The 25,189-nt window shown below is 74.0% G+C and carries 8 protein-coding genes and 1 pseudogene; all 9 read left to right on the top strand.

What is annotated here, in order from left to right; translation table 11 throughout:
• The first annotated feature begins 17 nt into the window (after positions 1–17).
• The 9 genes and pseudogenes from F0L17_RS20640 to F0L17_RS20600 all read left to right on the top strand — a co-directional run bounded on the left by F0L17_RS20640 (position 18) and on the right by F0L17_RS20600 (position 25,152).
• Positions 18–1,547, top strand: a complete 1,530-nt coding sequence (locus tag F0L17_RS20640) for a helix-turn-helix domain-containing protein (protein ID WP_155072220.1) — start codon at positions 18–20, stop codon at positions 1,545–1,547.
• 136 nt (positions 1,548–1,683) lie between these two features.
• Positions 1,684–2,281 (top strand): annotated as a pseudogene (locus F0L17_RS20635) (transposase family protein).
• 505 nt (positions 2,282–2,786) lie between these two features.
• The gene (locus F0L17_RS20630; protein WP_238419497.1) at positions 2,787–3,611 is read left to right on the top strand and encodes a thioesterase II family protein; all 825 of its coding nucleotides are present in this window, start codon (positions 2,787–2,789) and stop codon (positions 3,609–3,611) included.
• Positions 3,602–4,528 (top strand): beta-ketoacyl-[acyl-carrier-protein] synthase family protein, encoded by a 927-nt coding sequence (locus tag F0L17_RS20625; RefSeq protein WP_155072218.1) that lies wholly within the window; start codon positions 3,602–3,604, stop codon positions 4,526–4,528. Before F0L17_RS20630 ends, F0L17_RS20625 begins: the two co-directional genes overlap by 10 nt.
• A 229-nt stretch (positions 4,529–4,757) precedes the next feature.
• Positions 4,758–5,855, top strand: coding sequence for a transposase (locus F0L17_RS20620; RefSeq protein WP_155072217.1), 1,098 nt, complete (start codon positions 4,758–4,760; stop codon positions 5,853–5,855).
• Between the two features lie 140 nt (positions 5,856–5,995).
• The gene (locus F0L17_RS20615; RefSeq protein ID WP_162466495.1) at positions 5,996–6,787 is read left to right on the top strand and encodes a BTAD domain-containing putative transcriptional regulator; all 792 of its coding nucleotides are present in this window, start codon (positions 5,996–5,998) and stop codon (positions 6,785–6,787) included.
• Positions 6,788–7,070: 283 nt separating this feature from the next.
• On the top strand, positions 7,071–9,212 hold the full coding sequence (locus F0L17_RS20610; RefSeq protein ID WP_338018155.1) for an ATP-binding protein: 2,142 nt from the start codon (positions 7,071–7,073) through the stop codon (positions 9,210–9,212).
• 291 nt (positions 9,213–9,503) lie between these two features.
• Complete coding sequence (locus F0L17_RS20605; RefSeq protein ID WP_155072214.1) at positions 9,504–11,093, top strand: aspartate aminotransferase family protein; 1,590 nt, start codon at positions 9,504–9,506, stop codon at positions 11,091–11,093.
• A 169-nt stretch (positions 11,094–11,262) separates the two neighbouring features.
• The gene (locus F0L17_RS20600) at positions 11,263–25,152 is read left to right on the top strand and encodes a type I polyketide synthase (protein ID WP_155072213.1); all 13,890 of its coding nucleotides are present in this window, start codon (positions 11,263–11,265) and stop codon (positions 25,150–25,152) included.
• Positions 25,153–25,189 lie beyond the last annotated feature (37 nt).

Here is a 25,189-nt window from a genome sequence, read left to right as displayed (position 1 = left end):
GAGATAACATCACCCTCATGACCGACGACTACCTCATGCGTATCGGCAAGCTCATCCGTGACGCCCGTCAGCACCGCGGCTGGACCCAGGCCCAACTGGCGGAAGCACTGGCCACCAGCCAGAGCGCGGTCAACCGCATCGAGCGCGGCAACCAGAACATCAGTCTTGAGATGATCGCCCGTATCGGTGAAGCTCTGGACAGTGAGATCGTCTCACTGGGCTACTCCGGTCCGATGCACCTGCGCGTCGTCGGCGGCCGCCGCCTGTCGGGCGCCATCGACGTCAAGACGAGCAAGAACGCCTGCGTCGCCCTGCTGTGCGCCTCCCTGCTGAACTCCGGACGCACCGTGCTGCGCAGGGTGGCCCGCATCGAGGAGGTCTACCGGATCCTGGAGGTGCTGAACTCCATCGGGGTGCGCACCCGCTGGATCAACGACGGCGCCGATCTGGAGATCGTCCCGCCGGCCGAACTCGACCTGGACGGCATCGACGCCGAGGCCGCCCGCCGCACCCGCAGCATCATCATGTTCCTCGGCCCGCTACTGCACCGGATGGACCACTTCCGCATCCCCTACGCGGGCGGCTGCGACCTGGGCACCCGCACCGTGCAACCGCACATGAGCGCCCTGCGCCACTTCGGCCTGGAGGTCACCGCCACCGAGGGCACGTACCACTCGGTGGTGAACCGTTCCGTCCGCCCCACCCGCCCCATCGTGCTGACCGAGCGGGGGGACACCGTCACCGAGAACGCCCTGCTGGCCGCCGCCCGGCACGACGGCACCACCGTCATCCGCAACGCCTCCTCCAACTACATGGTCCAGGACCTGTGCTTCTTCCTGGAGCAGTTGGGCGTGCGGGTGGAGGGAGTGGGCACCACCACGCTGACCGTGCACGGCGTGGCCCACATCGACCGGGACGTGGACTACTCCCCCTCCGAGGACCCGGTGGAGGCCATGAGCCTGCTGGCCGCCGCCGTGGTCACCGAGTCGGAGCTGACGATCCGCCGGGTGCCGATCGAGTTCCTGGAGATCGAGCTGGCGGTGTTGGAGGGGATGGGCCTGGACCACGACCGCGGCGCCGAGTACCACGCCGACAACGGCCGCACCCGGCTGGTCGACCTCACCGTGCGCCCCTCCAAGCTGGAGGCGCCGATCGACAAGATCCACCCGATGCCGTTCCCCGGCATCAACATCGACAACGTACCGTTCTTCGCGGCCATCGCCGCCAGCGCCCAGGGCAAGACCCTCATCCACGACTGGGTCTACGACAACCGCGCCATCTACCTGACCGACCTCAACCGGCTCGGCGGGCACCTTCAACTCCTGGACCCCCACCGCGTCCTGGTCGAGGGGCCCACCCGCTGGCGCGCCGCCGAGATGATGTGCCCGCCGGCGCTGCGCCCGGCCGTCGTGGTGCTGCTGGCGATGATGGCGGCCGAGGGCACCTCGGTGCTGCGCAACGTCTACGTCATCAACCGCGGATACGAGGACCTGGCCGAGCGGCTGAACTCGGTGGGCGCGCAGATCGAGATCTTCCGCGACATCTGAAAGGTCTCAGAAAAAGAGTGAGCCTTTCCAGTCTGACGGTGCTGGCCGCGTGTTGGACGGATCGGTGGAACGACGAAGCTCCTGGTAGACGGGTTCTCGACCAAGATCGCCCGTAGCCACCAGGAGCTTCGCGTGCTTGTCTGTCCGGCGAGGGGAGATCGGGACCCGATGGCGTCGGCTGACCGCCAACCGTCAGGCTCTCCTCGCCCTGGCCCATCTGCGATGCGGTGACACCTACGCCCAGCTCGCCGCCGGGTTCGGTATCGGCGTCGCAACCGTGTACCGCTACATACGCGAGGCCGTCGATGTGCTGGCCGCCCTCGCACCCACCCTGGCCGAGGCGATGGACATCGCCCGGACCAAGGCGTTCGTGATCCTGGACGGCACCCTGCCGCCATCGGGCGGCTGCTGTGGGCCTCACCGGCCCTGCCCGGATCGACCCACGACCTGACCGCCGCCCACACCCACGGCATCGTCGACGCGCTCACCGACGCCGACCTCAAGTGCTGGGCCGACAAGGCGTACCAAGGTGCCGGTGGTTCCATCCGAGTACCCTTCCGCGGCCGCCGCCTCAAGCGGTGGCAGCGCCGGCACAACAGCACACATGCCAAGATCCGCTCCGCTGCCTCGGCGAGCAGGCCATGGCCACGCTGAAGGGCCGGCGGCTCCTGCGCAAGCTGCGATGCTCCACGTGTGGGTGCGCAGGCACCAGCCGGCCGGCCGAGAGCCCGTGACGACGGGAGACGGAGACCGGCCTTCGGCGGGTCCCGGACAGGGGATCCGCCGAAGGCCGGGGCATCGGGCGGCGACGAGCCGTGGCACGGTCCTCGTCGGGCCTCATGGCGATCACCACAACCGGCCCGAACACCCGCGCGGTCGTTCGGGGGCGAGGGCCGGGCCGGTGCCCGTGCGATGAGGCAGCAGCCCGGCCGGTGGTCCCGGGGAGGGTTTTCCGTCACTGAGCACCCCTCACGCGTGACGGCCCGGGAGGAGCGGGGCGGCGCTCGCGCGCCCCGCTCGGTGGCAGGATCGTCGTCCGCGACCGGTGCGCGGGGCAAACGGGGGCAGACGCGAATGTCACTTTCCCGGCGGTCGCCGGGCCGCTTTGTGCGGTGTTTGGCCGCGCTTTGAGCCGCCGCCCGCAGCATGGGGACGTGGCCCGGCGGCCACCACGTCGGATTGCGAGGCAGGAGAGTCGAATTGGGCAGCGAGTGGTTCCGAACGTACGCTCCGGCCGGGTTGGCACCCGGCGACACAGGCTCACGGGCACGGCTGGTCTGCTTCCCGCACGCCGGTGGCTCGGCCAGCGCCTTCGTGCCGTTCGCCCGGCTCCTGGCGCCCGTGTGCGAGGTGCTGAGCGTGCAGTATCCGGGGCGGCAGGACCGGCGGCTGCAGGAGCCTGTGCCGGACGTCGGACGGCTCGCCGACGCCCTCGCCGAGGAGGTGGTCCGGCACGTCCCGGAGCCGTACGCCTTCTTCGGGCACAGCATGGGCTCCGTCGTCGCCTACGAGACGGCCCGCCGCCTGCAGGCGGGCAGCGCCCCCGCCCCGGTGCGGTTGTTCCTGTCCGGGCGGGGCGCGCCCGCCGCCGAGCCCAGCCCGCACGACAGGCTTCGCACGGACGACGAACTGCTGGCGGCCGCGGCCCGGTTGGGCGGCACCGCACCCGATCTGCTGGACGATTCGGAGGTGCGGGACATGGTCTTGCCGGCGTTGCGGGCCGACTACCGCGCCCTCGCCGACTACCGCTGGGTCCCCGGGCCCCGCCTGGACGTTCCGTTCACCGTGCTGGTCGGGGACAGCGACCCTGTGGTGACCGTCGCCGAGGCCGCCGCCTGGGAGGACTTCACCGCCTCGGGCACCGAGTTCCGGGTCTTCACCGGCGGGCACTTCTACCTGAACGACCACATCGACGCCGTCGGCCGGACCGTCACCGCCGCGCTCGCCGCACCGGGCCGGCAGCCGGCGCACGCCGGGTCCCCGAGCGCGGGTACTGGGGCGTGGACCGGATCATCCGCCGCCCCGGGTGACGTGCCGTCGGGGCAGGGTGGCCCGTGGCAGTGACGTTCTCCCCCGAGCCGTACGGTGCGGAGGTCACCGTCTGGCCCGACGTGTGGATCGGTGCGGTGGCCAACTCGACGGGTGCGCCGCCGCCGTACACCCGAAAGACGGAAGCGGGCCGCCGCGGCATCGGCCGACGGCGGTCGGCTGACGGGGGCGGGGCGGGTGCCGAGGAGGCCTTGCTGCGTGCCGCCCGCGCCGCCCGGCAGCAGTCGGGTGTGCCGGAGGGAGAGCTGGACCTCGTCATCCACGCCCCGGCCGGGGACGCGGGCGGGTCGGACGGCACCGCCGCCGCGGTGGTGCGCGGACTCGGGTGTCCGCGAGCCACCGCCTGGGAGGTGCGGCGACCGGCCGGCGGCCCGCTGGTGGCACTGCACTTGGCGGCGCAGTACGTGTCGGGGCGGGCCCCGACGTCGCTGACCGCCTTGGTCACCACCGCGGACAGGGGTCCGGCACTCTCGGTTCGGCCGTCCGCGAGGCGGGCGACCGGGCTCGTACTGACGGCATCGGCGGGCGTGGCGCGCGTGCTGGCGACCGCCCTGCTGGGCGGCGGCCCGCCCCACGGATCCCTGCTCCGCTCCGACCTCGCCTGGCGCGTCCCTAAGCGGCGGACGCCCCGCCGACGCAGGGGAGGTGATCGCCCTGACGCGGCCGTGGCGGTCGGGCTCGGGGAGCGACAGCGCGAGGTGGCGCGACAGGCGCTGGTCGCCTGTGGGCGCGCGACGGACGACGCCGTACGGTTCCTGCCACCGCCGACCGAGAGCGAGCCTTCACGCGATGAGCAGCTCGGTGCCCTGGCCAGGCGGTTGGAGCAGACGAGACCCCGGCACCGCGAGACCCTCGTGCTGGTCGGCGGGGACGCGGACGGCGTCGTGTGCGCCGTCCTGGAGCTGCCGTCCGTAGTTGGATGGTCGCTCTAGTTACACGCATGATCTTTTAAGTTCTTGACCAGATCTTACCCCTCACACATGGACATCCGGACATACTCCAGTGACCAACACCCAAGTTCGCCCGCTTTTGTTCCATAATAAAAAGCTTTTCGAGCTGTACAAACAACTGTGCTGATGATTTCTTGAGGGCTGATCGAACGCCCAGCGAAAAGGACGTTCGTTCTAGTCGGCGTCAGGCGATGCGGTGGGGGGCCCAGCGATGTGGCATGCAGAAGCGCATGCGCGTACGGCACGAGGACCGTACGTACCGACATCACTGATCAACGAAGCGGGCGATGACCTGTTCGCCTCCCTGGTGCGCAGCGGGTACCGGCCCAAGGCCGAGCGTTATGTGCGATCCCTGCTGGACGCGCCGGGACCGAAGACCCTACGGGCCGTAGGCGCCCAGTGGGGCGGCGCTGCGGCCGCCCAGCGGGTGCACCACTTCATCACCGCGTCCCCGTGGGACTGGCGACCGGTACGGCGGGCCCTCGCCCGGTACACACTGCGGACGCTGTCGCCGCAGGCTCTGGTGGTCGCCCCCGCCGTCCTCGGGCGCTCGGCCCGCCTGCAGGGACCGGGTCCGCAGGCGCTGGGGGCCTGGCTGACGTCGGCTGTGGGAACCGTCCCCGTGGACTGGTACCTGATGCCGTTGCGACGGTTCGGCGGCACGGCCGGCGGATGTCTGTCCGGCCGCGCCCCGACGGCCACCGGCGACCCGCACCTCCTGGATGCGGTGACCGACGCCATCGGCCTGCTGCCGCCCTGGGACGGCCCCGTCGTTGTCGACGCCGATGTGCTCGACGCTCCCGCCCTCGCCCACCGGCTCGGACGGCACGGGCATCGTTTCCTCATCCGGACCGCCCCCGGCACCGCGCTGTGGGCCCACCGGAGCCTGCTCCCACGGCACGACGCCCCGGCGCGCACGGCCGCCGAAATCGCCGATGCGCTGAGCGGGCTGCGGCGCCCCGTCGACCCGCGCGGCGCGCCCGTGACAGCGGTGGCCGTCCCGGTCGTCACCGGCCCTCCCTCCCCCGGGCTGCTGCTGCTCGGGGAGTGGGAGAGCGCGCGGCGCCCCCGCGCGCTGTGGCTGACCAACATCCGCTCCCTGTCCCTGCCGGCGCTGGTCCGCCTCGCCCGACTGCGGGGCCGCGTCCGGCAGGAAACGGCCGACCTCACCGAACCACTCGGCCTGCGCGACTACGCCGGGCGGTCCTACTGCGGCTGCCACCGCCACCTCACCCTCGTCTCCGCAGCCCAGCTCCTGGCCGTCGTGCACAGGTCGGCCGAGAGCCCACCGCGTCCCCGCCCCGCGTGACCCCGTGCCGCGGCCGGCCGGACGACGGACCCCGGCCCCGGAACGCGCCCCCACGTCCATCTCCCGCTGCACCGATTCTGCGGAAACCCCACCTGACCCCCGACATGAGCACCGGCCGTACCGGAACAGGAGCGTGCGTTGTGAAGTTCAGGCTCAGCGGACCTTTCGAAGTCGTCACCGACGACGGAAGGGTACACGCGCCCAGAGCCCCCAAGGTCTCCCGGCTCCTGGCCGTCCTCGCGCTCCAGCCGCGCACCCCGGTCGCCGTCGGCACCCTCGTTCGCGAGCTGTGGGGCGACGACCCCCCGGCCGGTGCCCCCCGGACCCTGCAGACCCACGTGTACCACGCGCGCAGGATGCTGGCCGACCTGCCCTGCCCGCCCGGCCGCCCGCTGCTGGTGACCGACAGTCCGGGCTACCGGCTCGACGTGGACGACGCCGACGTCGACGCCCGCGTCTTCGAACTCCTCGTCCGCCGCGCGCAGGGCGAGCGGGACGCCCAACTCCTCGACGCCGCCTCCCACCATGTCACCCAGGCCCTGAACCTGTGGCGCGGGCCGCTGCTGAGCAACCTGCCGGTCGGCGCGGTCCTCGCGGGCCGCACCGTCTGCCTGGAGGAACTGCGTATCCGTGCCCTGGAGCTACGCGTGGAGATCGGCGCGGCGCGGGGCCGGTCCCGGCACATGCTGCCCGACCTGCGCGCCCTGGTCGAGGAGTACCCGCTGCACGAATGGTTCCACGGCCAGCTCATCCAGGCGCTGCACCAGGTGGGCCGCCGAGCCGAGGCCCTGCGGGCCTACCGCAACCTGTACGCCGTCCTCCGCTCCGAGCTGGGCCTGGAACCCTCCGCCGAGCTGAGACGGCTGCACGCGGAGATCCTCGGCCAAGCCCCTGCCACCGAGCAGCGCCGGACGGCCCGCGAGGCCGCCTGACCGCCGTACCCTACCCGTCGTCGACACGACCTCGCCCATGCGCGCAACACCGTGCGGCAGGGCCGCCCAGGGGCCGCGAGCGGCACAGGCCCACCACCTGTGGAGCGGCTTTGACCGTCCTTTGCACCCACCGAGACCAAGGGGCCGGACGATGGCGTCCGAGCTCCCGCTGGTGACCGGGGCCGTCATCCGACGACTCGGCCCCGGTCCGAGCCACCGTGTGGACATCCGTGCTGCATCCAAGGGGGAAGCCATGCAATTTCGCATACTGGGTCCGCTGGAAGTGACTGATCAGAACAAACCGGTGGTGCTCCGCGGCACCAAGCAACGGGCCACCCTCGGGTTCCTGTTGCTGCAGGCCAACCGGGTGGTGCCCGTCAGTCAGTTACTGAACGCACTGTGGGGCATCGACGAGGCGCCCACGACGGCACGCAAGATCCTGCAGAACGCGGTGTACGGCATTCGCGGGTTCCTGTCCCCCCGGTCCGCCTCCTCGCTGCCCGACACCTACGCCCAGACCCGCCCGGCCCTGCTCACCCAGCCCGCCGGCTACATGATGCGTGTGGCACCCGAGCACGTGGACGTGCACCGCTTCCACCGGCAGGTGGCCCAGGGGCGGGAACAGCGGACGCAGGGGGCGCCGGAACAGGCGGCGGCGCTGCTGCGCGAGGCGCTCGCCCTGTGGCGCGGGCCCGCCCTCGCCGACCTGGTGGAGGCCGGCATCGACTGGCCGGAACTGGCCGCGCTGGAGAAGACGCGGCTCAACGTCATGGAGGACTACTTCGACGCCCAGCTGGCCTGCGGACGCCACTACGAGATCATGCCCGAGCTGGAGACCATGGTGCAGGCCGAACCGCTGCGGGAGAGGTCCTGCGGTCAGCTGATGCTCGCCCTGTACCGGTGCGGGCGGCAGGCCGACGCCCTCAACGCCTACACCCGGGTGCGGGCCGAACTCGTCGAGAACCTGGGGCTGGAGCCGGCCCGCGAACTGCAGGACCTCCAGCAGGCGATCCTCACCCAGGACCTGTCGCTCTCCCCCGGCCGGGGCAGCCCGCTGCTCGAACCCGGCGGCGAGGCGGAGACCCGTGAGAGCGTCCACGGGAGCGTGATCACCACCGCGCCCGCCACACCGCCCCGCCCGGCGCCCGCCCGCACTCCGGCACCGCGTCCCACCGACCCCACCCGCCGCAGCGTCGGCATCCTGTCCGTGCGCACCCGGCTGGCGCCTTCGATGGGCAGCGGCGCCCGGGAGAACCTCGACGACCTCCTGGACGGCACCAGCCTGATGGTACGGGAGCAGATCGAGCGGTTCGGCGGCAAGGTGACGGCGTCCATCGGGTCGGTGTCGCTGGCGCTGTTCGGCCTCGACAATCCGGCGGAGGAGGACCTGAGCCGGGCCGTGCTCGCCGCGCTCGCCATCCGCGAGATGCTCGACATCGGTGCGGAACCCGCCCGGCTGGCGGTGAACGCCGCCGTGACGACGGGCGACGTGCTGCTGCGCTACGGTGACCCCGGCGACGCGCCGACGGTCGTCGGCACCGCCCTGGACGAGTGCCACGCGTTGCTCTCCGCCGTGCCCACCGGCGAGGTCTGGGTCCACGAGAAGGTGTGCCGCGCCACCGCCGGCACCATCGCCTACCGCAAGCTGGAGGAGGCGCCCCACCTGTGGCAGGTGACGGGGCGCCGGCGGCCCACCGCCGACCGGTCGGATGGCCAGGACGCGGGACAGACCTGGGAACTTGACGTGCTGTGCGGTCTGGTGCGGCGGACCTGGCACCGGTCGGTGCCGCACCTGGTCACCGTTCTCGGCGAGGCGGGCAGCGGCAAGAGCCGGCTGCTGGACGACTTCCGCAGATGGACCGCGCACCAGCCGGACGCGGTGCTGTTCCTGACCGGGCGCACGCCGTCGGCACCCGACGACGACTCGCTGCGGGCGCAGGCGGAGATGCTGTCCGCCTACTGCGGCGTCCGCCCCGGCGAGGACGGCACGGCCGCCCTGGTGCGCAAGGTGCGACCCCTGTTCCGGTCGGAGCGGGACGCGGAGTCGATGGTGTCCCGGCTCGCGCCGCTGGTCGGCGGGGCGCCGGAATCGGCCGACGGTGTCACCGACGACGACCGGCTCACCGACACCCTGCACGCCTGGCACACCTTCTTCCAGAAGGTGGCGCGCCGCAGACCGGTCGTCCTGGCCCTGGAGGACCTGCACTGGGCCTCGGACCGGGTACTGGAGGCCATCGAGGAGTTCGCCAACTCCACCCGCCTGTGCCGGCTGTTCGTGGTCGCCGTCGCGGGTCCGGAACTGCTGCTGCGCCGGCCGTCGTGGGCCGGTGGGCGGCAGCACGCGACCACGGTGACCCTGGACCACCCCGAACGCGTCACCACCGAACACCTGGTGGAGTTACTGCGGTCCGCCGCCAGTAACTAGAACACCGCATCCGCCCGCCCCCTCCCGGGCTCCCCCTCTCGATCCCCCGACCCCTGGTTCCTCGGTCTGTGTCACGGGCGCGGGCCGGCCGTCGCCGCCGGCCCGCGCCGACGCATGCCCGCACGCCGTCCCGCCGGAACAACGGAAGCATCCGAAGAGCGGCGCTCCACCGCCCGGTCATCGCGCGGGAATCCATTCCACGGTAATCGGACGACCGGCTTTCCCGATGACCTCACCGTGACTGACCGCTGGTTTCCCCAAGCACAGGATGTCATGACGACAAGGAGCGCCATGAATGCGGAAACCGCAGTACCCGAACTGGCCGAACCGAATCTGCGCCGGCTGCTGGGCACCGCCGGACTCGACGTCGAGTACGTCTCCGGGGAGGGAAACGTCCTGCACCGCCGCACCGCGGACGGCTCGCTGACGCCCGTCCTCGACCTCGCCGGCGGCTACGGTTCCCTGGTCCTCGGCCACAACCACCCCGAGATCGTCGCCCGGGCCCGGGAACTACTCGACGCCCGTTCGCCCGTGCACGCCCAGTTCTCCTCCCACCCGTACGCCAACGAGCTGGCCACCGAGCTGAACCGGATCATCCACCGCGAACTCGGTGTCTCCGAGCCCTACTACGCGACGTTCGCCAACAGCGGCGCGGAGGCCGTCGAAGCGGCCGTCAAACACGCCGAGCTGGACCGGGGTCTGCGTCTTTCGAGCATTCTGGACACCATCGCCGCCCGTGCCGAGGAGGCGCGGACGGCGGTGCTCTCCGGTGCGGCGACGGTGCCCGCACCCGTCTACGAGCGGCTGGGGGTGACGCGTCCGGCCCGTGACGAGGACGGCGTCGCGCTGCTGATCGCCGAGGCCGAGCGGCGCAACACCGCGGTCGCCGGGCGGGCACCGGTGCTGCTCGCCCTGGAAGGCGGTTTCCACGGCAAGCTGATCGGCAGCGTCCAGCTCACCCACAACGAGGGCTACCGGGCGCCGTTCGCCGCGCTCGGCCTGCGGACGCGGTTCGTGCCCATGGACCGTCCCGACGTGCTCAAGGAGGTCATGGAGCAGGAGCGCGGCACCCTCTACGAGATCCGGCAGCGGGCCGGCCGGGTCGAGGTGGCCGAGCACGACCACCCCACGTACTGCGCGTTCCTGCTCGAACCGATCCAGGGCGAGGGCGGCATCCGGCCGCTGTCGCGGAAGTTCGCCGAGGACATCCAGCAGTTCGGCCGCGACACGGACTGCCCGGTCGTGGTCGACGAGGTGCAGAGCGGCATGGGCCGCACCGGCGCCCTGCTGGCCAGCTCCGCGCTGGGGCTGCGCGGCGACTATTACGCCCTCGCCAAGGCGCTGGGCGGCGGGATCGCCAAGGCCGCCGTGATGCTCGTGCGCGAGACCCGCTACCGGCCGGAGTTCGAGCTGGTGCACAGCTCCACGTTCGCCAAGGACAGCTTCTCCTGCCACATCGCCCTGAAGGTGCTGGAGCTGCTTGAGGCGGAGGACGGCCGGGCCTACCGGCAGGCGACGGAGCGCGGGGAGGCCCTCGCCGCGATGCTGCAACGGATCGGTGCGGCGTTCCCCGACGTCGTCAAGGAGGTGCGCGGCCGGGGCCTGATGCAAGGGTTCGAGTTCCACGACCAGTCCCGGGCGCGGGACGCGCGGCTCGCCGAAGCGGCGCGCTCCGGCTTGTTCGGCTACGTCATCGCCGGCCACCTGCTGCACGCTCACGGCATCCGCACCTTCCCGACCGCCAGCGCGGTACACACCCTGCGGTTCGAACCCTCCCTCCTGCTCACCGACGAGGAGATCGGCCTCCTGGACCGGGCCCTGACCGATGTGTGCCAGATCGTTCGGGAGCAGGCGTCGGAACGGCTCGCCGTTCCTTCCTGAACCGAGCGGGCCGCCCCGGAAACGGCTGTCAGAGAACGACTCTCGCAAAACGTCCGTCGGAAGCACAGCTGCCGGGAGTACGGCCCCCGCGAGCACGGCCGGCCGGAAAACGGGCAACGGCCGCCGGGTGGAGAAACCGAATTCAGCGACGAAAGGGCAGCGGAACGTCATGACGAGTGAGCAAGCTCCGGCGAGCGGCACGCCAGGCCACGACCGTACCGAGCCGATCGCCGTGGTGGGTCTGGCCTGCCGGCTGCCGGGCGCCGACACTCCGTCGGCCTTCTGGTCGTTGCTGACGGACGGCTCCAGTGCCATCGGGGAGGTGCCCGCCGACCGGTTCCCCCCGCCCGCACGGGCCGCCGTGCGACGCGGCGGTTTCCTGGACGCCGTGGACGCCTTCGACGCGGGCTTCTTCGGAGTGTCGCCGCGGGAGGCGGCGACCATGGACCCGCAGCAGCGCCTCGTCCTCGAACTGGCCTGGGAGGCGCTGGAGGACGCCGGCATCGTCCCCACCGCGCTGCGGGACAGCCGTACCGCCGTGTTCGTCGGCACCCTGCGCGACGACTACACGAGCCTCCTCTACCAGCGGGGCGCCGAGGCGGTCACCCAGCACACCATGACCGGCGTCAACCGCGGCGTCATCGCCAACCGGGTCTCCTACCACCTGGGCCTGCGCGGCCCGAGCCTCACGGTGGACGCCGCGCAGTCCTCGTCGCTGGTCGCGGTACACCTGGCCTGCGAGAGCCTGCGCAGCGGGGAGGCCACCGCCGCGTTGGCCGCCGGGGTCAACCTCAACCTGCTCGCCGAGCACACCCTGACGGAGGAGCGGTTCGGTGCCCTCTCCCCCGATGGCGTCAGCTACGTCTTCGACGCGCGCGCCAACGGGTTCGTACCCGGCGAGGGAGCCGGCGTGGTCGTGCTCAAGCCGCTGAGCAGAGCGGTGGCGGACGGGGATCGCGTCTACGGTGTCGTCCTCGGTAGCGCCGTCAACAACGACGGCGCCACACCCGGCCTGACGGTGCCCAGCGAGGAGGCCCAGCGCCAGGTGCTGCGGGCCGCCCGCACCCGAGCCGCGGTGGCCGCGGACGAAGTGCAGTACGTGGAGCTGCACGGCACCGGCACACCCGTCGGGGATCCGATCGAGGCGGCTGCGCTCGGGAGGGAGTTCGGGACGGGACGCGCCCCGGACACCGCGCTGCACGTCGGCTCCGTGAAAACCAACATCGGTCATCTGGAAGGCGCGGCGGGCATCGCCGGGCTCATCAAGACGCTGCTGAGCATCCACCACCGGCTGCTGCCGCCGAGCCTGAACTTCGACACGCCCCACCCGGCCATCCCACTGGAGGAGTTGGGCCTGACCGTACGGACCCGCACCGGCGCCTGGCCGCGTCCCGACCGTCCGCTGGTGGCGGGCGTCAGTTCCTTCGGCATGGGTGGCACCAACTGCCACGTGGTGTTGGCCCAGTCACCCGAGGGCGGCGAGCGGACCGGGGAACCGGTGCGCGGCGCGGACGGGGCAGGCGCCCGCGTCGACGGCGGCGGGCCCTCGAACACGGCCGCCGCGCCCACCGGTGCCGAAGGCATCTCTCCTGCCTGCGAGTCCGGCGACGCCGCAGCGCCCGGCCGTGCCGGCGAGGTCGGCCCGAGCGGCTCCGGCGGTCTGCCCTGGCTGGTCTCCGGGGCCGATCGCGGTGCGCTGCGGGCGCAGGCGGCGCGGCTGCACGCGTTCGTCGCCGATGCTGAACCCGCGCCGGCGGACGTGGCCTGGTCACTGGCCACCACGCGCGCCGCGCTGCGGCACCGTGCCGTCGTCCTCGCGCCGGACGCGCGTGCTCTGCTCGACGCCACGCGGGCCCTGGCCGCGGGCCGGACGCACCCGGCGGTGGTGACGGGGACGGCCCGCCCGGGCGCAGTCGGTTTCGTGTTCACCGGCCAGGGCGCCCAGCGCATCGGCATGGGCGGGGAGTTGCACGCCGCGTTCCCGGCGTACGCAGCGGCGTTCGACGAGGTGGCGGATGCCCTCGCGGCACATCTGCCCGTCTCCCCGGCCGAGGTCGTCCGCACCGGCCGGGGCCTCGACGACACGGTCAACACCCAGTCGGCCCTGTTCGCCGTGGAGGTCGCGCTGTACCGGCTGGCCGAGTCGTTCGGGCTGCGGCCCGACCTCGTGGCCGGGCATTCCATCGGCGAACTCGCCGCCGCGCACGTCGCCGGGGTGCTGGACCTGCCGGACGCCGCCGCGCTGGTCGCGGCCCGGGCACGACTGATGCAGGCCGCGCCCGGCGGCGGGGCGATGATCGCGGTCGCGGCGGACGAGGCCGAGGTGACCGAGCTGCTCGCTGGGCGGCCGGGGCTGTCCCTTGCCGCGGTCAACGCGCCGCAGGCCGCCGTGATCGCAGGGGACGCCGAGGATGCCGCCGAGGTGGCGGCGCTGCTGAGCGACCGGGGACGACGGGTACGACGGCTGACGGTCAGCCATGCCTTCCACTCGCCGCACATGGACGGCGTCCTGGACGACTTCCGCCGAGCCGCGTCCGCCCTCACTTACCACACACCGCGCATCCCCGTGGTGTCGACGCTGACCGGCGCCGTGGCCGGTGGTGACGACCTGCGCACCGCCGACTACTGGGCCGCCCAACTGCGCGGCACGGTCCGCTTCTCCGACGCCGTGCGCACGCTGCACGCCCAGGGCGTGGCCACACTGGTCGAGGTCGGCCCCGACGCGGTGTTGGCCCCGCTGTCCGGACAGTCGGTCGAGGAACTGGCCGCGGTGCCGCTGCTGCGCCGGGACCGCCCGGAACCGACCGCGTTCGTCACCGCGCTGGCCACCGCACACGTCCACGGCGCACCGGTCGACTGGACCGGCTTCCTGCACGGGACGGGCGGACGCCGTATCGCCCTGCCGACGTACGCCTTCCAGCGGACCCGACACTGGCTGGACGACGTCGACGACGAGCCGCGCACCGCCCACCGGACGCCGGACGGGCCTGCCGGGGCCGGCGCGCAGCGTCCCGGGAGGGTGCCCGTCCGGGGCGCGGCCGACGAGGCGGCACCCGCGGCGGCCCACGGCGGCGAGTTCGCCGAGCGGCTGCGGGCGATGTCCGAGGCCGACCGCCGCCGGGCCGTGGCCGACCTGGTCGCCGAGCACGTCACCACGGTGCTCCGGTACACGGGCGACGAGCCGGTCGACCGGCACACGACTTTCCAGGAGCTGGGCTTCACCTCCCTGATGACGACGGAGCTGGGCACGGCTCTCGCCGACGCGACCGGCCTGCGGCTGCCCACCGGGCTGGTCTTCGACCACCCCACCCCTCACCGGCTGGCCGCGTTCGTCGAGGCGGAGCTGCTCGGCGCCACCGACGACGTACCGGACGCCGCCGCGGACGCGTACGGTGACGAGCCGATCGCCATCATCGGCATGGCGTGTCGCTACCCCGGCGGCGTGGCCTCGCCCGAGGACCTGTGGCAGATGGTGTCCGAGGGCGTCGACGCCGTCGGCCCCTTCCCGCGGGACCGGGGCTGGGACGACGATCTGTACGACCCCGATCCGGGCCGGCCGGGCAAGAGCGCGGTCCGGCACGGCGGGTTCCTCGCCGGGGCCGGCGAGTTCGACGCCGACTTCTTCGGCATCTCGCCGCGCGAGGCGCTCGCCATGGATCCACAGCAGCGGCTGCTCCTGGAGACCTCCTGGGAGGCCGTGGAGCGGGCCGGGCTGCTCCCCGAGGAGCTGCGCGGCACCCGCACCGGCGTCTTCGTGGGCGCGACCTCCCTGGAGTACGGGCCCCGGATGCAGGACGCGCCCGAGAGCGTGCAGGGGCATGTACTGACCGGCAGCACGGCGAGCGTGATGTCGGGCCGGATCGCCTACCAGCTCGGTCTGCTCGGGCCGGCGGTGACCGCGGACACGGCCTGTTCCTCCTCGTTGGTCGCACTGCACCTGGCGATCCGGTCGCTGCGGTCCGGGGAGACGAACCTGGCGCTCGCGGGCGGCGCCGCGGTGATGTCGTCCCCCGGCATGTTCGTGGAGTTCTCCCGGCAGCGTGGGCTGGCCGCGGACGGCCGCTGCAAGTCCTTCTCCGCGTCCGCCGACGGCACCGGCTGGGGTGAGGGCGTCGGCATGCTGCTCGTGGAGCGGCTCTCCGACGCCCGCCGCAACGGCCACCGGGTCCTGGCGGTCGTCCGGGGGTCGGCCGTCAACCAGGACGGCGCCAGCAACGGGCTGACCGCCCCGAGCGGCCTCGCCCAGCAACGGGTGGTCCGCCGGGCCCTGGCCGACGCCGGCCTGGGCCCGGCGGACATCGACGTGGTGGAGGCCCACGGCACCGGCACCACGCTCGGCGACCCGATCGAGGCCGAGGCGCTCATCGCCACCTACGGCAGCGACCGCGGCGGGCTCGAACCCGTCTGGCTCGGTTCGCTGAAGTCCAACATCGGTCACGCCCAGGCCGCCGCCGGGGTGGGCGGTGTGATCAAAATGGTGGAGGCCATGCGGCACGGCGTGCTGCCGCGCACGCTGCACGTGAACGAGCCGACCCCGCGCGTGGACTGGTCGGCCGGGACCGTCGCCCTGCTGACCGAGGCCAGGCAGTGGCCCGCGACCGGCCGGCCGCGCCGCGCCGCCGTCTCCTCCTTCGGCATCAGCGGCACCAACGCCCACGTCGTCCTGGAGGACGGCGGGCAGGGCGCGCACGACCCGCACGACCCGCAGGACACAGACGGCCACCGGACGGACGGCGAGGACGCCGGGAGCCCCAAGGGCACCCGCACGGCCGGGGAGGCGCCGACCGGCGCCTCCTTCCCGACCCCGTGGGTCCTCTCCGCCCGTGACACCACCGCGCTCAGCGCCCAGGCGGACCGGCTGCGGCGGCACCTGGGGCCCGACGCCGACGACACGGCCGTCGGCTGGTCCCTGGCCGCCACCCGCACGGCATTCGAGCAGCGGGCCGTACTGCTCGGCACGGGCCTGCCCGAGCGGCTCGCCGCGCTGTCCACACTCGCCGACGGGGATGCCCCGGACCACCCGGGCCTGATCACGGGCAGCGCGGCGGGTGCGGGCCGCACGGCGTTCCTGTTCACCGGGCAGGGCGCCCAGCGCATCGGCATGGGCCGTGCGCTGCACGCGGCGCACCCGGTGTTCGCCGCCGCCCTGGACGAGGTGTGCGCCGCGTTCGAGGGGCTGCTGCCGGTGCCGCTGAGCGAGGTGCTGTCCGCCACAGCGGACAGCGAGGTCACCGCCCTGCTGGACGACACCCGTTACACCCAGCCCGCGCTGTTCGCCGTGGAGACCGCGCTGTTCCGCCTGCTGCGCCACCACGGGATGACGCCTCACCTGCTGGCCGGTCATTCCATCGGCGAGGTGACCGCGGCCCATGCGGCCGGTGTGCTCTCCCTCGCCGACGCCGCCACACTGGTCGCCGCCCGGGGCCGGCTGATGCAAGCCGCTCCGCCCGGTGGTGCCATGATCGCCGTGCAGGCCACGGAGGAGGAGATCCTCGCCGACCTCGTCGACCGGTCGGAGCCGGCCGTCGCCGCGGTCAACGGTCCGCGTTCCGTGGTGATCTCGGGAGACGCCGAGGCCACCGAGGAGGTGGCCGCGGCGTGGCGGGAGCGTGGCCGCAGGACGACACGGCTGACGGTGAGCCACGCCTTCCACTCGCCGCACATGGACGGCGTCCTGGACGAGTTCCGGGCGGTCACCGCCGAGCTGACCTACCACCCGCCGGTCCTGCCCGTCGTCTCCACCGTCACCGGCCGGCTCGCCACCACCGACGAGTTGACCTCCCCGGACTACTGGACCGGTCAGATCCGTGCGACCGTGCGCTGGCTGGACGCCGCGCGCGAGCTGCGGCGACAGGGCGTCACCGTGGCCGTCGAAGTCGGCCCCGACGCCGTCCTGGCGCCACTCGCGCGCGCCGCCGCCGACGACGACGCGTTCACCGCCGTACCGCTGATGCGGGCCGGCCGCCCGGAGGCGGAGAGCGTCGCCGAGGGCATCGCCCGCGCCCACACGGCCGGGGCGCCGCTGGACGCGACGACGTTCTTCCCCGGCGGCACGCCGGTCGACCTGCCCACCTACGCCTTCCACCGCCGCACCTTCTGGCTGGCGTCGCAGTCCGCCGCCGGAGCGCGTGGGTTCGGCCTCGACACGGCCGGCCATCCGCTGCTCTCCGCGGTCGTGGACCTCGCCGAACGCGAGGAGGCCGTACTGACCAGCCGTGTCTCGGTGGCCGCCCAGCCGTGGCTGGCCGACCACGTCATCGCAGGCACCGTGCTGCTGCCCGCCACCGCGTTCCTGGAACTGGCCTTCGCCGCCGGCGACCGGGTCGGTGTCCCGCACGTGGAGGACCTGGCCCTGGAGTCGCCGCTGCCGCTGCCCGCGACCGGGGCGGTACGGATCCAGGTCGGCGTGAAGGCGCCGGACGCCTCGGGCCGGCGGGCGTTCACCGTACACTCCGCACCGGACGGCGACGACACGCCCGTACGGGCCTGGACCCGGCACGCCTCCGGCACACTCGGCGCCCAGGCTCCCGCCGACCGCCCGGTCGCCGACCCCGCGTCCGGCACCCCGCAGCCGGTGGACGACGTCTACGCCCGCCTCGACGCGCTCGGCTACGGCTACGGGCCCGCGTTCCGCAACCTCGTGTCCGTACGGGACGACGGCGCGGACGTGTACGCCGAGGTACGGCTGCCGGAGGAACTGCACGAGGCGGCCGGCCGGTTCGGGGTGCACCCCGCCCTGCTGGACGCCGTGCTCCACCCGCTCGTGCTGGCCGCGGCACCGCCGGATGACGACGGCGCCATCCGGCTGCCCTTCGCCTGGTCCGGCGTGACCGTGCACGCGAGCGGCGCCACCGCGCTGCGGGCCCGGATCAGCCGCCTGGGTGCCGACACGGTGAGCGTGTCGCTGACCGATCCGGCCGGGGCGCCCGTCGCCGACATCGAGTCGCTGACCCTGCGCCCGGTGGCGCAGGACCGCCTCACGACGTCCGTCGCGGCCGGGTCCCTGTACCGGCTCGACTGGAAGCCCGCCGCCGACGGGCCGGCCGGGCCGCCGCCCGCGTGGACGGAGGCCGGTGAGGACCTCGCGCGGGCGGAACCGGCGGAGGTGGTCGTCCTGCGGGCGGCCGGGGTCCCGGGCGACCGGCATGCGACGGCCGCCCGGGTGCTGGCCGGTCTCCAGGTGTTCCTGGCGGACGAGCGGTTCGCGAACTCCCGGCTTGCGGTCGTCACCCGGGGTGCCGTCGCGGCGTTGCCCGCCGAGGACATCGTCGATGCGGCCGCCGCGGCCGTCTGGGGCCTGGTCCGCGCGGTGCGCTCCGAGCACCCGGACCGGCTGCTGCTCATCGACGTCGACCCCGCCGACGAAGACGGGTCGAGTGGGGCCGCGCTGCGGGCGGCGTTGGCCGGCGGGGAGCCCGAGACCGCCGTACGCGCCGGTACGGCGTTGGTCCCGCGGCTCGCTCCCGTCCGCCCGCTGCCCGACGCCGCGCCGCCGCGGCTCGACCCCGACGGCACCGTCCTTGTCACCGGTGGCACAGGCGGGCTCGGCGCCCTGTTCGCCCGCCACCTGGTGACCCGCCACGGCGTACGACATCTGCTGTTGGCCGGCCGACGCGGAGCGGACGCACCGGGCGCCGCCGACCTCGCCCGCGAACTGGGCGAACTGGGCGCCGAGGTGCGGCTCGCCACGGTGGACGTCGCCGACCGCGACTCCCTCGCCGTACTGCTCGACTCCGTCCCGGACACGCACCCGCTGACCGCTGTCGTGCACGCCGCCGGAGTCCTCGACGACGCCACCGTACTGTCCCTCACCCCTGAGCGGCTGGGCACCGTCCTCGGCCCCAAGGCGGACGCGGCCTGGCACCTGCACGAGCTGACCGCCGGGGCGGACCTGGCGGCCTTCGTCCTGTTCTCCTCGGTGTCCGGACTGCTCGGCACCGCCGGTCAGGGCAACTACGCCGCGGCCAACACCTGCCTGGACGCCCTGGCCTGCCACCGCCACGCCCTGGGGCTGCCGGCGGTCTCGCTGGCGTGGGGCCTGTGGGACACCGGCAGCGGCATGGGCGCCGCCCTCACCGACGCCGAACGCGCCCGCTGGAGGCGGGCCGGTCTGCCGCCGCTCACCGCCGAAGAGGGCCTCGCCCTGTTCGACTCGGCGCTGACGGTCGGCGACCCGCTGCTCGCCCCGGTCACGGTACGGCCTCCCGAGACGGGCCCCGCGCACCCGCTGCTGCGCGACCTGCTGCCGGGCCGCACGGCCCGGCGCACCGCGGCACACCGTACCGGCGGCGCCGACGGATCCGACTGGGTTCGGCAGACGGCGACGCTGCCCGCCGAAGAGCGGGCCGAGGTCGTGCTCGACCTGGTGCGCGCCAAGGTCGCCGCCGTTCTCGGGCACAGCGGGGCGGGGGCCGTCGTCCCCGAACGGGCGTTCAAGGACATCGGATTCGACTCGATGGCCTCGGTGGAACTGCGCAACGAGCTGGGCCGGGCCACCGGGCTGCGGCTGCCCGCCACGCTCGTCTTCGACCACCCGGCGCCACGCGCCGTCGCCGAGTACCTGCTGACCCTGGTGACGGCCGAGGAGCGGCCCGCGCCGGTCGCGCCCGTCCGCGCCCGGCCGGCGGACGGCGAGCCGATCGCGATCGTCGGCATGGCCTGCCGCTACCCCGGCGGGGTCGCCTCCCCGGAGGAGTTGTGGCGGCTGGTCGCCGATGGGGTGGACGCGGTGAGCGAGTTCCCCGTGAACCGCGGCTGGGACCTGGCGGCCCTGTACGACCCCGACCCGGAGCGCACCGGCACCAGCTACACCCGGCACGGCGGTTTCCTGCACGACGCCGACCTCTTCGACGCCGCGTTCTTCGGGATGTCGCCGCGTGAGGCGACGGCAACCGATCCGCAGCAGCGGCTGCTGCTGGAGACCGTGTGGGAGGCGTTCGAGAGCGCCGGGATCGACCCGGCCGAACTGCGGGGCAGCTCCACGGGCGTGTTCGCGGGCGCCATGTACGACGACTACGCGGCGCGGGTGTCCGCGGCGGCGGGCGAGTTCGAGGGCTTCCTGCTCGCCGGGAACCTCTCCAGCGTGCTGTCGGGCCGGGTGGCGTACAACTACGGCCTGCAGGGCCCGGCCATCACCGTGGACACGGCCTGTTCCTCCTCCCTGGTCGCACTGCACCTGGCGGCGAACGCGCTGCGCGGCGGCGAGTGCGATCTGGCCCTGGCGGGCGGGGTGACGGTGATGGCTCAGCCGACGACGTTCGTGGAGTTCTCGCGGCAGCGCGGACTGGCCGCGGACGGCCGCTGCAAGTCGTTCTCGGCGTCCGCCGACGGCACCGGCTGGTCCGAGGGCGTCGGCGTACTCGTGCTGGAACGGCTGTCCGACGCCCGGCGGCGAGGCCACCGGGTTCTGGCGGTGGTGCGCGGCTCGGCCGTCAACCAGGACGGCGCCAGCAACGGCCTGACGGCACCCAACGGCCCCTCCCAGGAACGGGTGATCCGTGAGGCGCTGGCCGACGCCGGGCTCGGCCCGGCGGACATCGACGCGGTCGAGGCGCACGGCACGGGCACCACGCTGGGCGATCCGATCGAGGCGACGGCGCTGCTCAACACGTACGGGCAGGAGCGCCCCGCGGACGGCCGCCCGCTGTGGCTGGGCTCGCTGAAGTCGAACATCGGTCACGCGCAGGCGGCGGCGGGCGTCGGCGGTGTCATCAAAATGATCAAGGCGATGGAGCACGGTGTGCTGCCCGGGTCGCTGCATCTGGAGGAGCCCACCCCGCACGTCGACTGGACGTCGGGCGCGGTGGAGCTGCTCGCCGGCCCCCGGGCCTGGCCCGGGGAGGGCGGGCCGCGCCGGGCCGGTGTCTCCTCCTTCGGCATCAGCGGCACAAACGCCCACGTGATCATCGAGCAGCCCCCTGCGCCGGCCCCTGAGGCGCGCACGGGCACCGGCTCGTCTTCGGGCGCGGTCCCCTGGGTCCTCAGCGCCCGCGACGAGGACGCGTTGCGCGCGCAGGCGGCGCGGCTGCACGCCCACCTGAACGGGCGTCCGGACGTCGAGGCCGCGGACGTCGCCCGGACACTGGCGAGCGGACGTTCCGTCATGGAGCACGGCGCCGTCGTCGTCGGCGGCGCGCGAGACGACCTGCTCGACGGGCTCGACGCGCTCGCACAGGGCCGCCCCTCCCCGCGGGTGCTGCGCGGCCGTGCCGTCCCGCCGGGCCGTACGGCCTTCCTCTTCACCGGACAGGGCAGCCAGCGACCGGGCATGGGGCGTGAGCTGTACGCGTCCTCCCCGGTGTTCGCACGGGCCCTCGACGAGGTGTGCGACCACCTCGACGGAGCGCTGGAGCAGCCGTTGAAGGACGTTCTGTTCGCCACCGAGGGCAGCGCACAGGCCGCGCTGCTGGACCGCACCGACTTCACCCAGGCCGCGCTGTTCGCGCTGGAGGTGGCACTGTTCCGCTGGTTCGAGCACCACGGCGTCACCCCGGACGTCGTCCTCGGCCATTCCGTGGGCGAGGTGGCCGCCGCGCATGTGTCGGGCGTACTGGACCTGGCCGACGCGGCCGTCCTGGTGGCCGCACGCGGCCGGCTGATGCGGGCGGCCCGCGCCGGCGGGGCGATGGTCGCTGTCGAGGCGGGCGAGGACGAGGTCCTGCGGGCACTGCAGGCGCGCGACGAGGACGCCGGGACGGTCGCCGTGGCCGCCGTGAACGGTCCGCGCGCGGTAGTGGTCTCCGGTGACGCCGAGGCCGTCGACGAGCTGGTGGCGCAGTGGGACCGGCAGGGCGTGCGCACCCGGCGCCTGACGGTCAGCCACGCCTTCCACTCACCGCACATGGACGACGTCCTCGACGCGTTCCGGGCTGTGGCGAAGGGGTTGACGTTCCGGCCGCCGACGATCCCGGTCGTCTCCGACACCACCGGTGACCTCGCCACGGACGAACATCTGACCTCGCCCGACTACTGGGCGCAGCACATCCGGCGGACGGTGCGTTTCCACGACGGTGTGCGGTCCCTGCGGGCGCAGGGCGTGGCGCACTTCGTCGAACTCGGCCCCGATGGCGTCCTGACCGCGCTGACGCGCACGGCGCTGACCGAGGAGCCCGGCGTGCTGGCCCCGGCACTGCGCCGCGGCAGGCCCGAACCGGAGACGGCCGTGGCGGCCCTGGCGCTGCTGAGGCTGCAGGGCGCCGCGCCCGACTGGTCGGCGCTGCTGCCGGGCGCCCGCCGAGTGGAGCTGCCCGGCTACGCCTTCCAACGCCGGCGCCACTGGCTCGACGTCCCGGCCGCCACCGCCGGTGACGCGGCCGGGTTGGGGCTGGGCGCGGTGGACCATCCGCTGCTCGGCGCGTCGGTCGGCCGGGCCGGCCGGGACGAGGCGCTGTTCACCGGGGTGTTGTCGCTGCGCACCCACCCGTGGCTCGCCGACCATGCGGTCGCGGGCTCGGTGCTGCTGCCGGCGACCGCCCTGCTGGAGCTCGCGACGCGCGCCGCCGGGCAGGTGGGCTGCGGCCGGGTCGCGGAACTGAACCTGGCGGCACCGCTGGTGGTGCCCGAGCACGGCGGCGTGCAGATCCAGGTGTTCGTCGGGGCGCCCGACCCGGACGGCGAACGCCCGCTGGAGATCCACGCCCGTCGCGGCGACGAGACGTGGACGCGACACGCCGACGGCACGCTGGCCTCCGGTGCCGTTGCCGCCGAGGGACTGCTGGTGTGGCCGCCGGCGGGCGCCACGGAGATCGCTCTGGACGGGGCCTACGAGGCGCTCGCCGCTCACGGGTATGCCTACGGGCCTGCTTTTCGCGGTCTGCGCCGGCTGTGGCGCGCCGGGGCGGACGTGTTCGCCGAGGTGGCACTGCCCGAGCCGGTCCGCGAGCAGGCGGCACGGTACGAGCTGCACCCGGCGCTGCTGGACGCGGCACTGCACCCGCTGTTGCCCGGCGTCGTCCAGGGGTCGGCCCCCGCCCGGCTGCCGTTCGCATGGTCCGATGTCACGGTGCACGCCACCGGGGCGTCGACACTGCGGGTCCGGCTGAGCCTGCCCGACGACGAGGCGGGGGACACGACGACGGCACGGTTGACCGTGGCCGACGGCTCCGGGCTGCCTGTGGCCCAGGTGGGCGCACTGGCGCTGCGCCCGCTGTCCGCCGAGGCCGTACGGGCCGCCGGCGCGGGACACGCGGGGCTGCTGCCACTGTCCTGGTCGCCCCACCCGGCTCCGGACGGCCCGGTGGACACGGCCGGCTGGACAGCCCTCGGCGCCTTCCCGGCGGCGTCGCTGTCCTCTTGCGCCGATCTGGAGGCGGCGGCCGGGACGCGGCCCACGACGCTGCTGTGGGAGCCGCCGGCGACGGACGGCGCCACCGTGCCCGAGCGGGCACGAGCCCACCTGGAAGCGGCGTTGGCGCTGCTGCGGGCCTTCCTCGGCGACAACCGGTTCGCGGACACCCGGCTGGTGGTGATCACTCGCGGGGCGACGGCCGTCGAGCCCGGCGAGAAGGTGGACGACCTGGAACGGGCCGGGCTGTGGGGGCTGTTGCGGGTCGCGCAGACCGAGCATCCGGGCCGGGTGGCCGTGGTCGACGTGGGCGCCGGCGAGTGCGCCGAGGCGGACCTGCACGCGGCCGTCGCCGCCGCGGAACCGCAGATCGCGATGCGCGGCGGCCGGCTGCTGGTGCCCCGGCTGACCCAGGCGGCCGGTGAGGAGCCCGCCGGGGCGGCGCCCCGCTGGGACGACGGCACCGTCCTGGTGACCGGGGCCACCGGCGCCCTGGGCGGGGTGCTGGCCCGCCATCTGGTCACCGCTCACGGGGCACGGCGGCTGCTGCTGCTGTCGCGGCGCGGAGAAGGGGCGCCCGGTGCCGCCGCGCTCCGCGCCGAACTGGAAGGACTCGGCGCGGAGGTGACGTTCGCGGCCTGCGACGCCGCGGACCGGGCCGCGCTCGCCGGGGTCCTCGCGGCGGTGCCCGCGGAAGCGCCCGTGCGGGCCGTGGTGCACACCGCCGGTGTGCTGGACGACACGGTGGTCACCGACCTGACACCCGAGCGGCTGCACCACGTGCTGCGGCCGAAGATCGACGCGGCGTGGAACCTGCACGAACTGACCCGGGACCTGCCGCTGTCCGCGTTCGTGCTGTACTCCTCCGTCGCCGGACTCATCGGCAACGCCGGTCAGGGCAACTACGCGGCGGCCAACACGTTCCTGGACGCGCTGGCTCAGCACCGGCACGCGCGGGGGTTGCCCGCGGCGTCCCTGGCCTGGGGTCTGTGGGCGGACACCAGCGCCCTCAGCGCCGGTCTCGGCGAGACGGACCGGCGACGCCTGGCACGAATCGGACTGCGCCCGCTCTCCTCCGAGGAGGGCACCACCCTGTTCGACCTCGCCCTGGCGGGCGGCCGGCCAGTGGTGGCCCTGACCGGACTCGACCTGGACGCACTGCGCCGGCAGGGCGAGCGGGCCGCGCCGGTCCTGCACGGCCTGGCGCCGCGGCCCGCCCGCCGCACACCGCCCACCGGCGGTACCGCCGGCACGGCGTCCTCGCCGGTCGCCCAGCTGGCCGCGCTGGGCCGCACGGAGCGCGAGGCCGCACTGCTGGAGCTGGTGCGCGGCCAGGTCGCCGGTGTGCTCGGGCACGCCGACGCCACGACCGTCGGGGCCGAACTGCCCTTCCAGGACATCGGCTTCGACTCGCTGAGCGCGGTCGAACTGCGCAACCAGCTCGGGCAGGCGGTCGGTCTGCGGCTGCCGACCACGCTGGTCTTCGACCACCCCAGCCCACTCGCCCTGGCCCGGCACCTGGCCGAGCTGGTCGAACAGGAGGCGGGTACGCCGGGTGACGCGGTCCTCGCCGAGCTGCACCGGGTCGGCTCGGCGATCGGGGCGCTGCCGGCGGGCGACGCCGCCCGGGAGCGGATCACGGACCGGCTGCGCGACCTGCTGTCCCAGGTGGCGTCCTACTCGACCGCTCCGGAGGCGTCCGGGCAGGACGACCCGGACGACCTGGAGGACGCCACCGACGAGGAGCTGTTCGCCTTGGTCGACGGGCTGGAGTAACCGTCCGGGGCCGGCCGGCGCGGTTGCCGGCCGGCGC

Origin of the sequence: Streptomyces taklimakanensis (assembly GCF_009709575.1) — a bacterium.
In the GTDB taxonomy this organism is placed as follows: domain Bacteria; phylum Actinomycetota; class Actinomycetes; order Streptomycetales; family Streptomycetaceae; genus Streptomyces; species Streptomyces taklimakanensis.
This window is presented reverse-complemented; position numbering and strand designations above follow the sequence as displayed.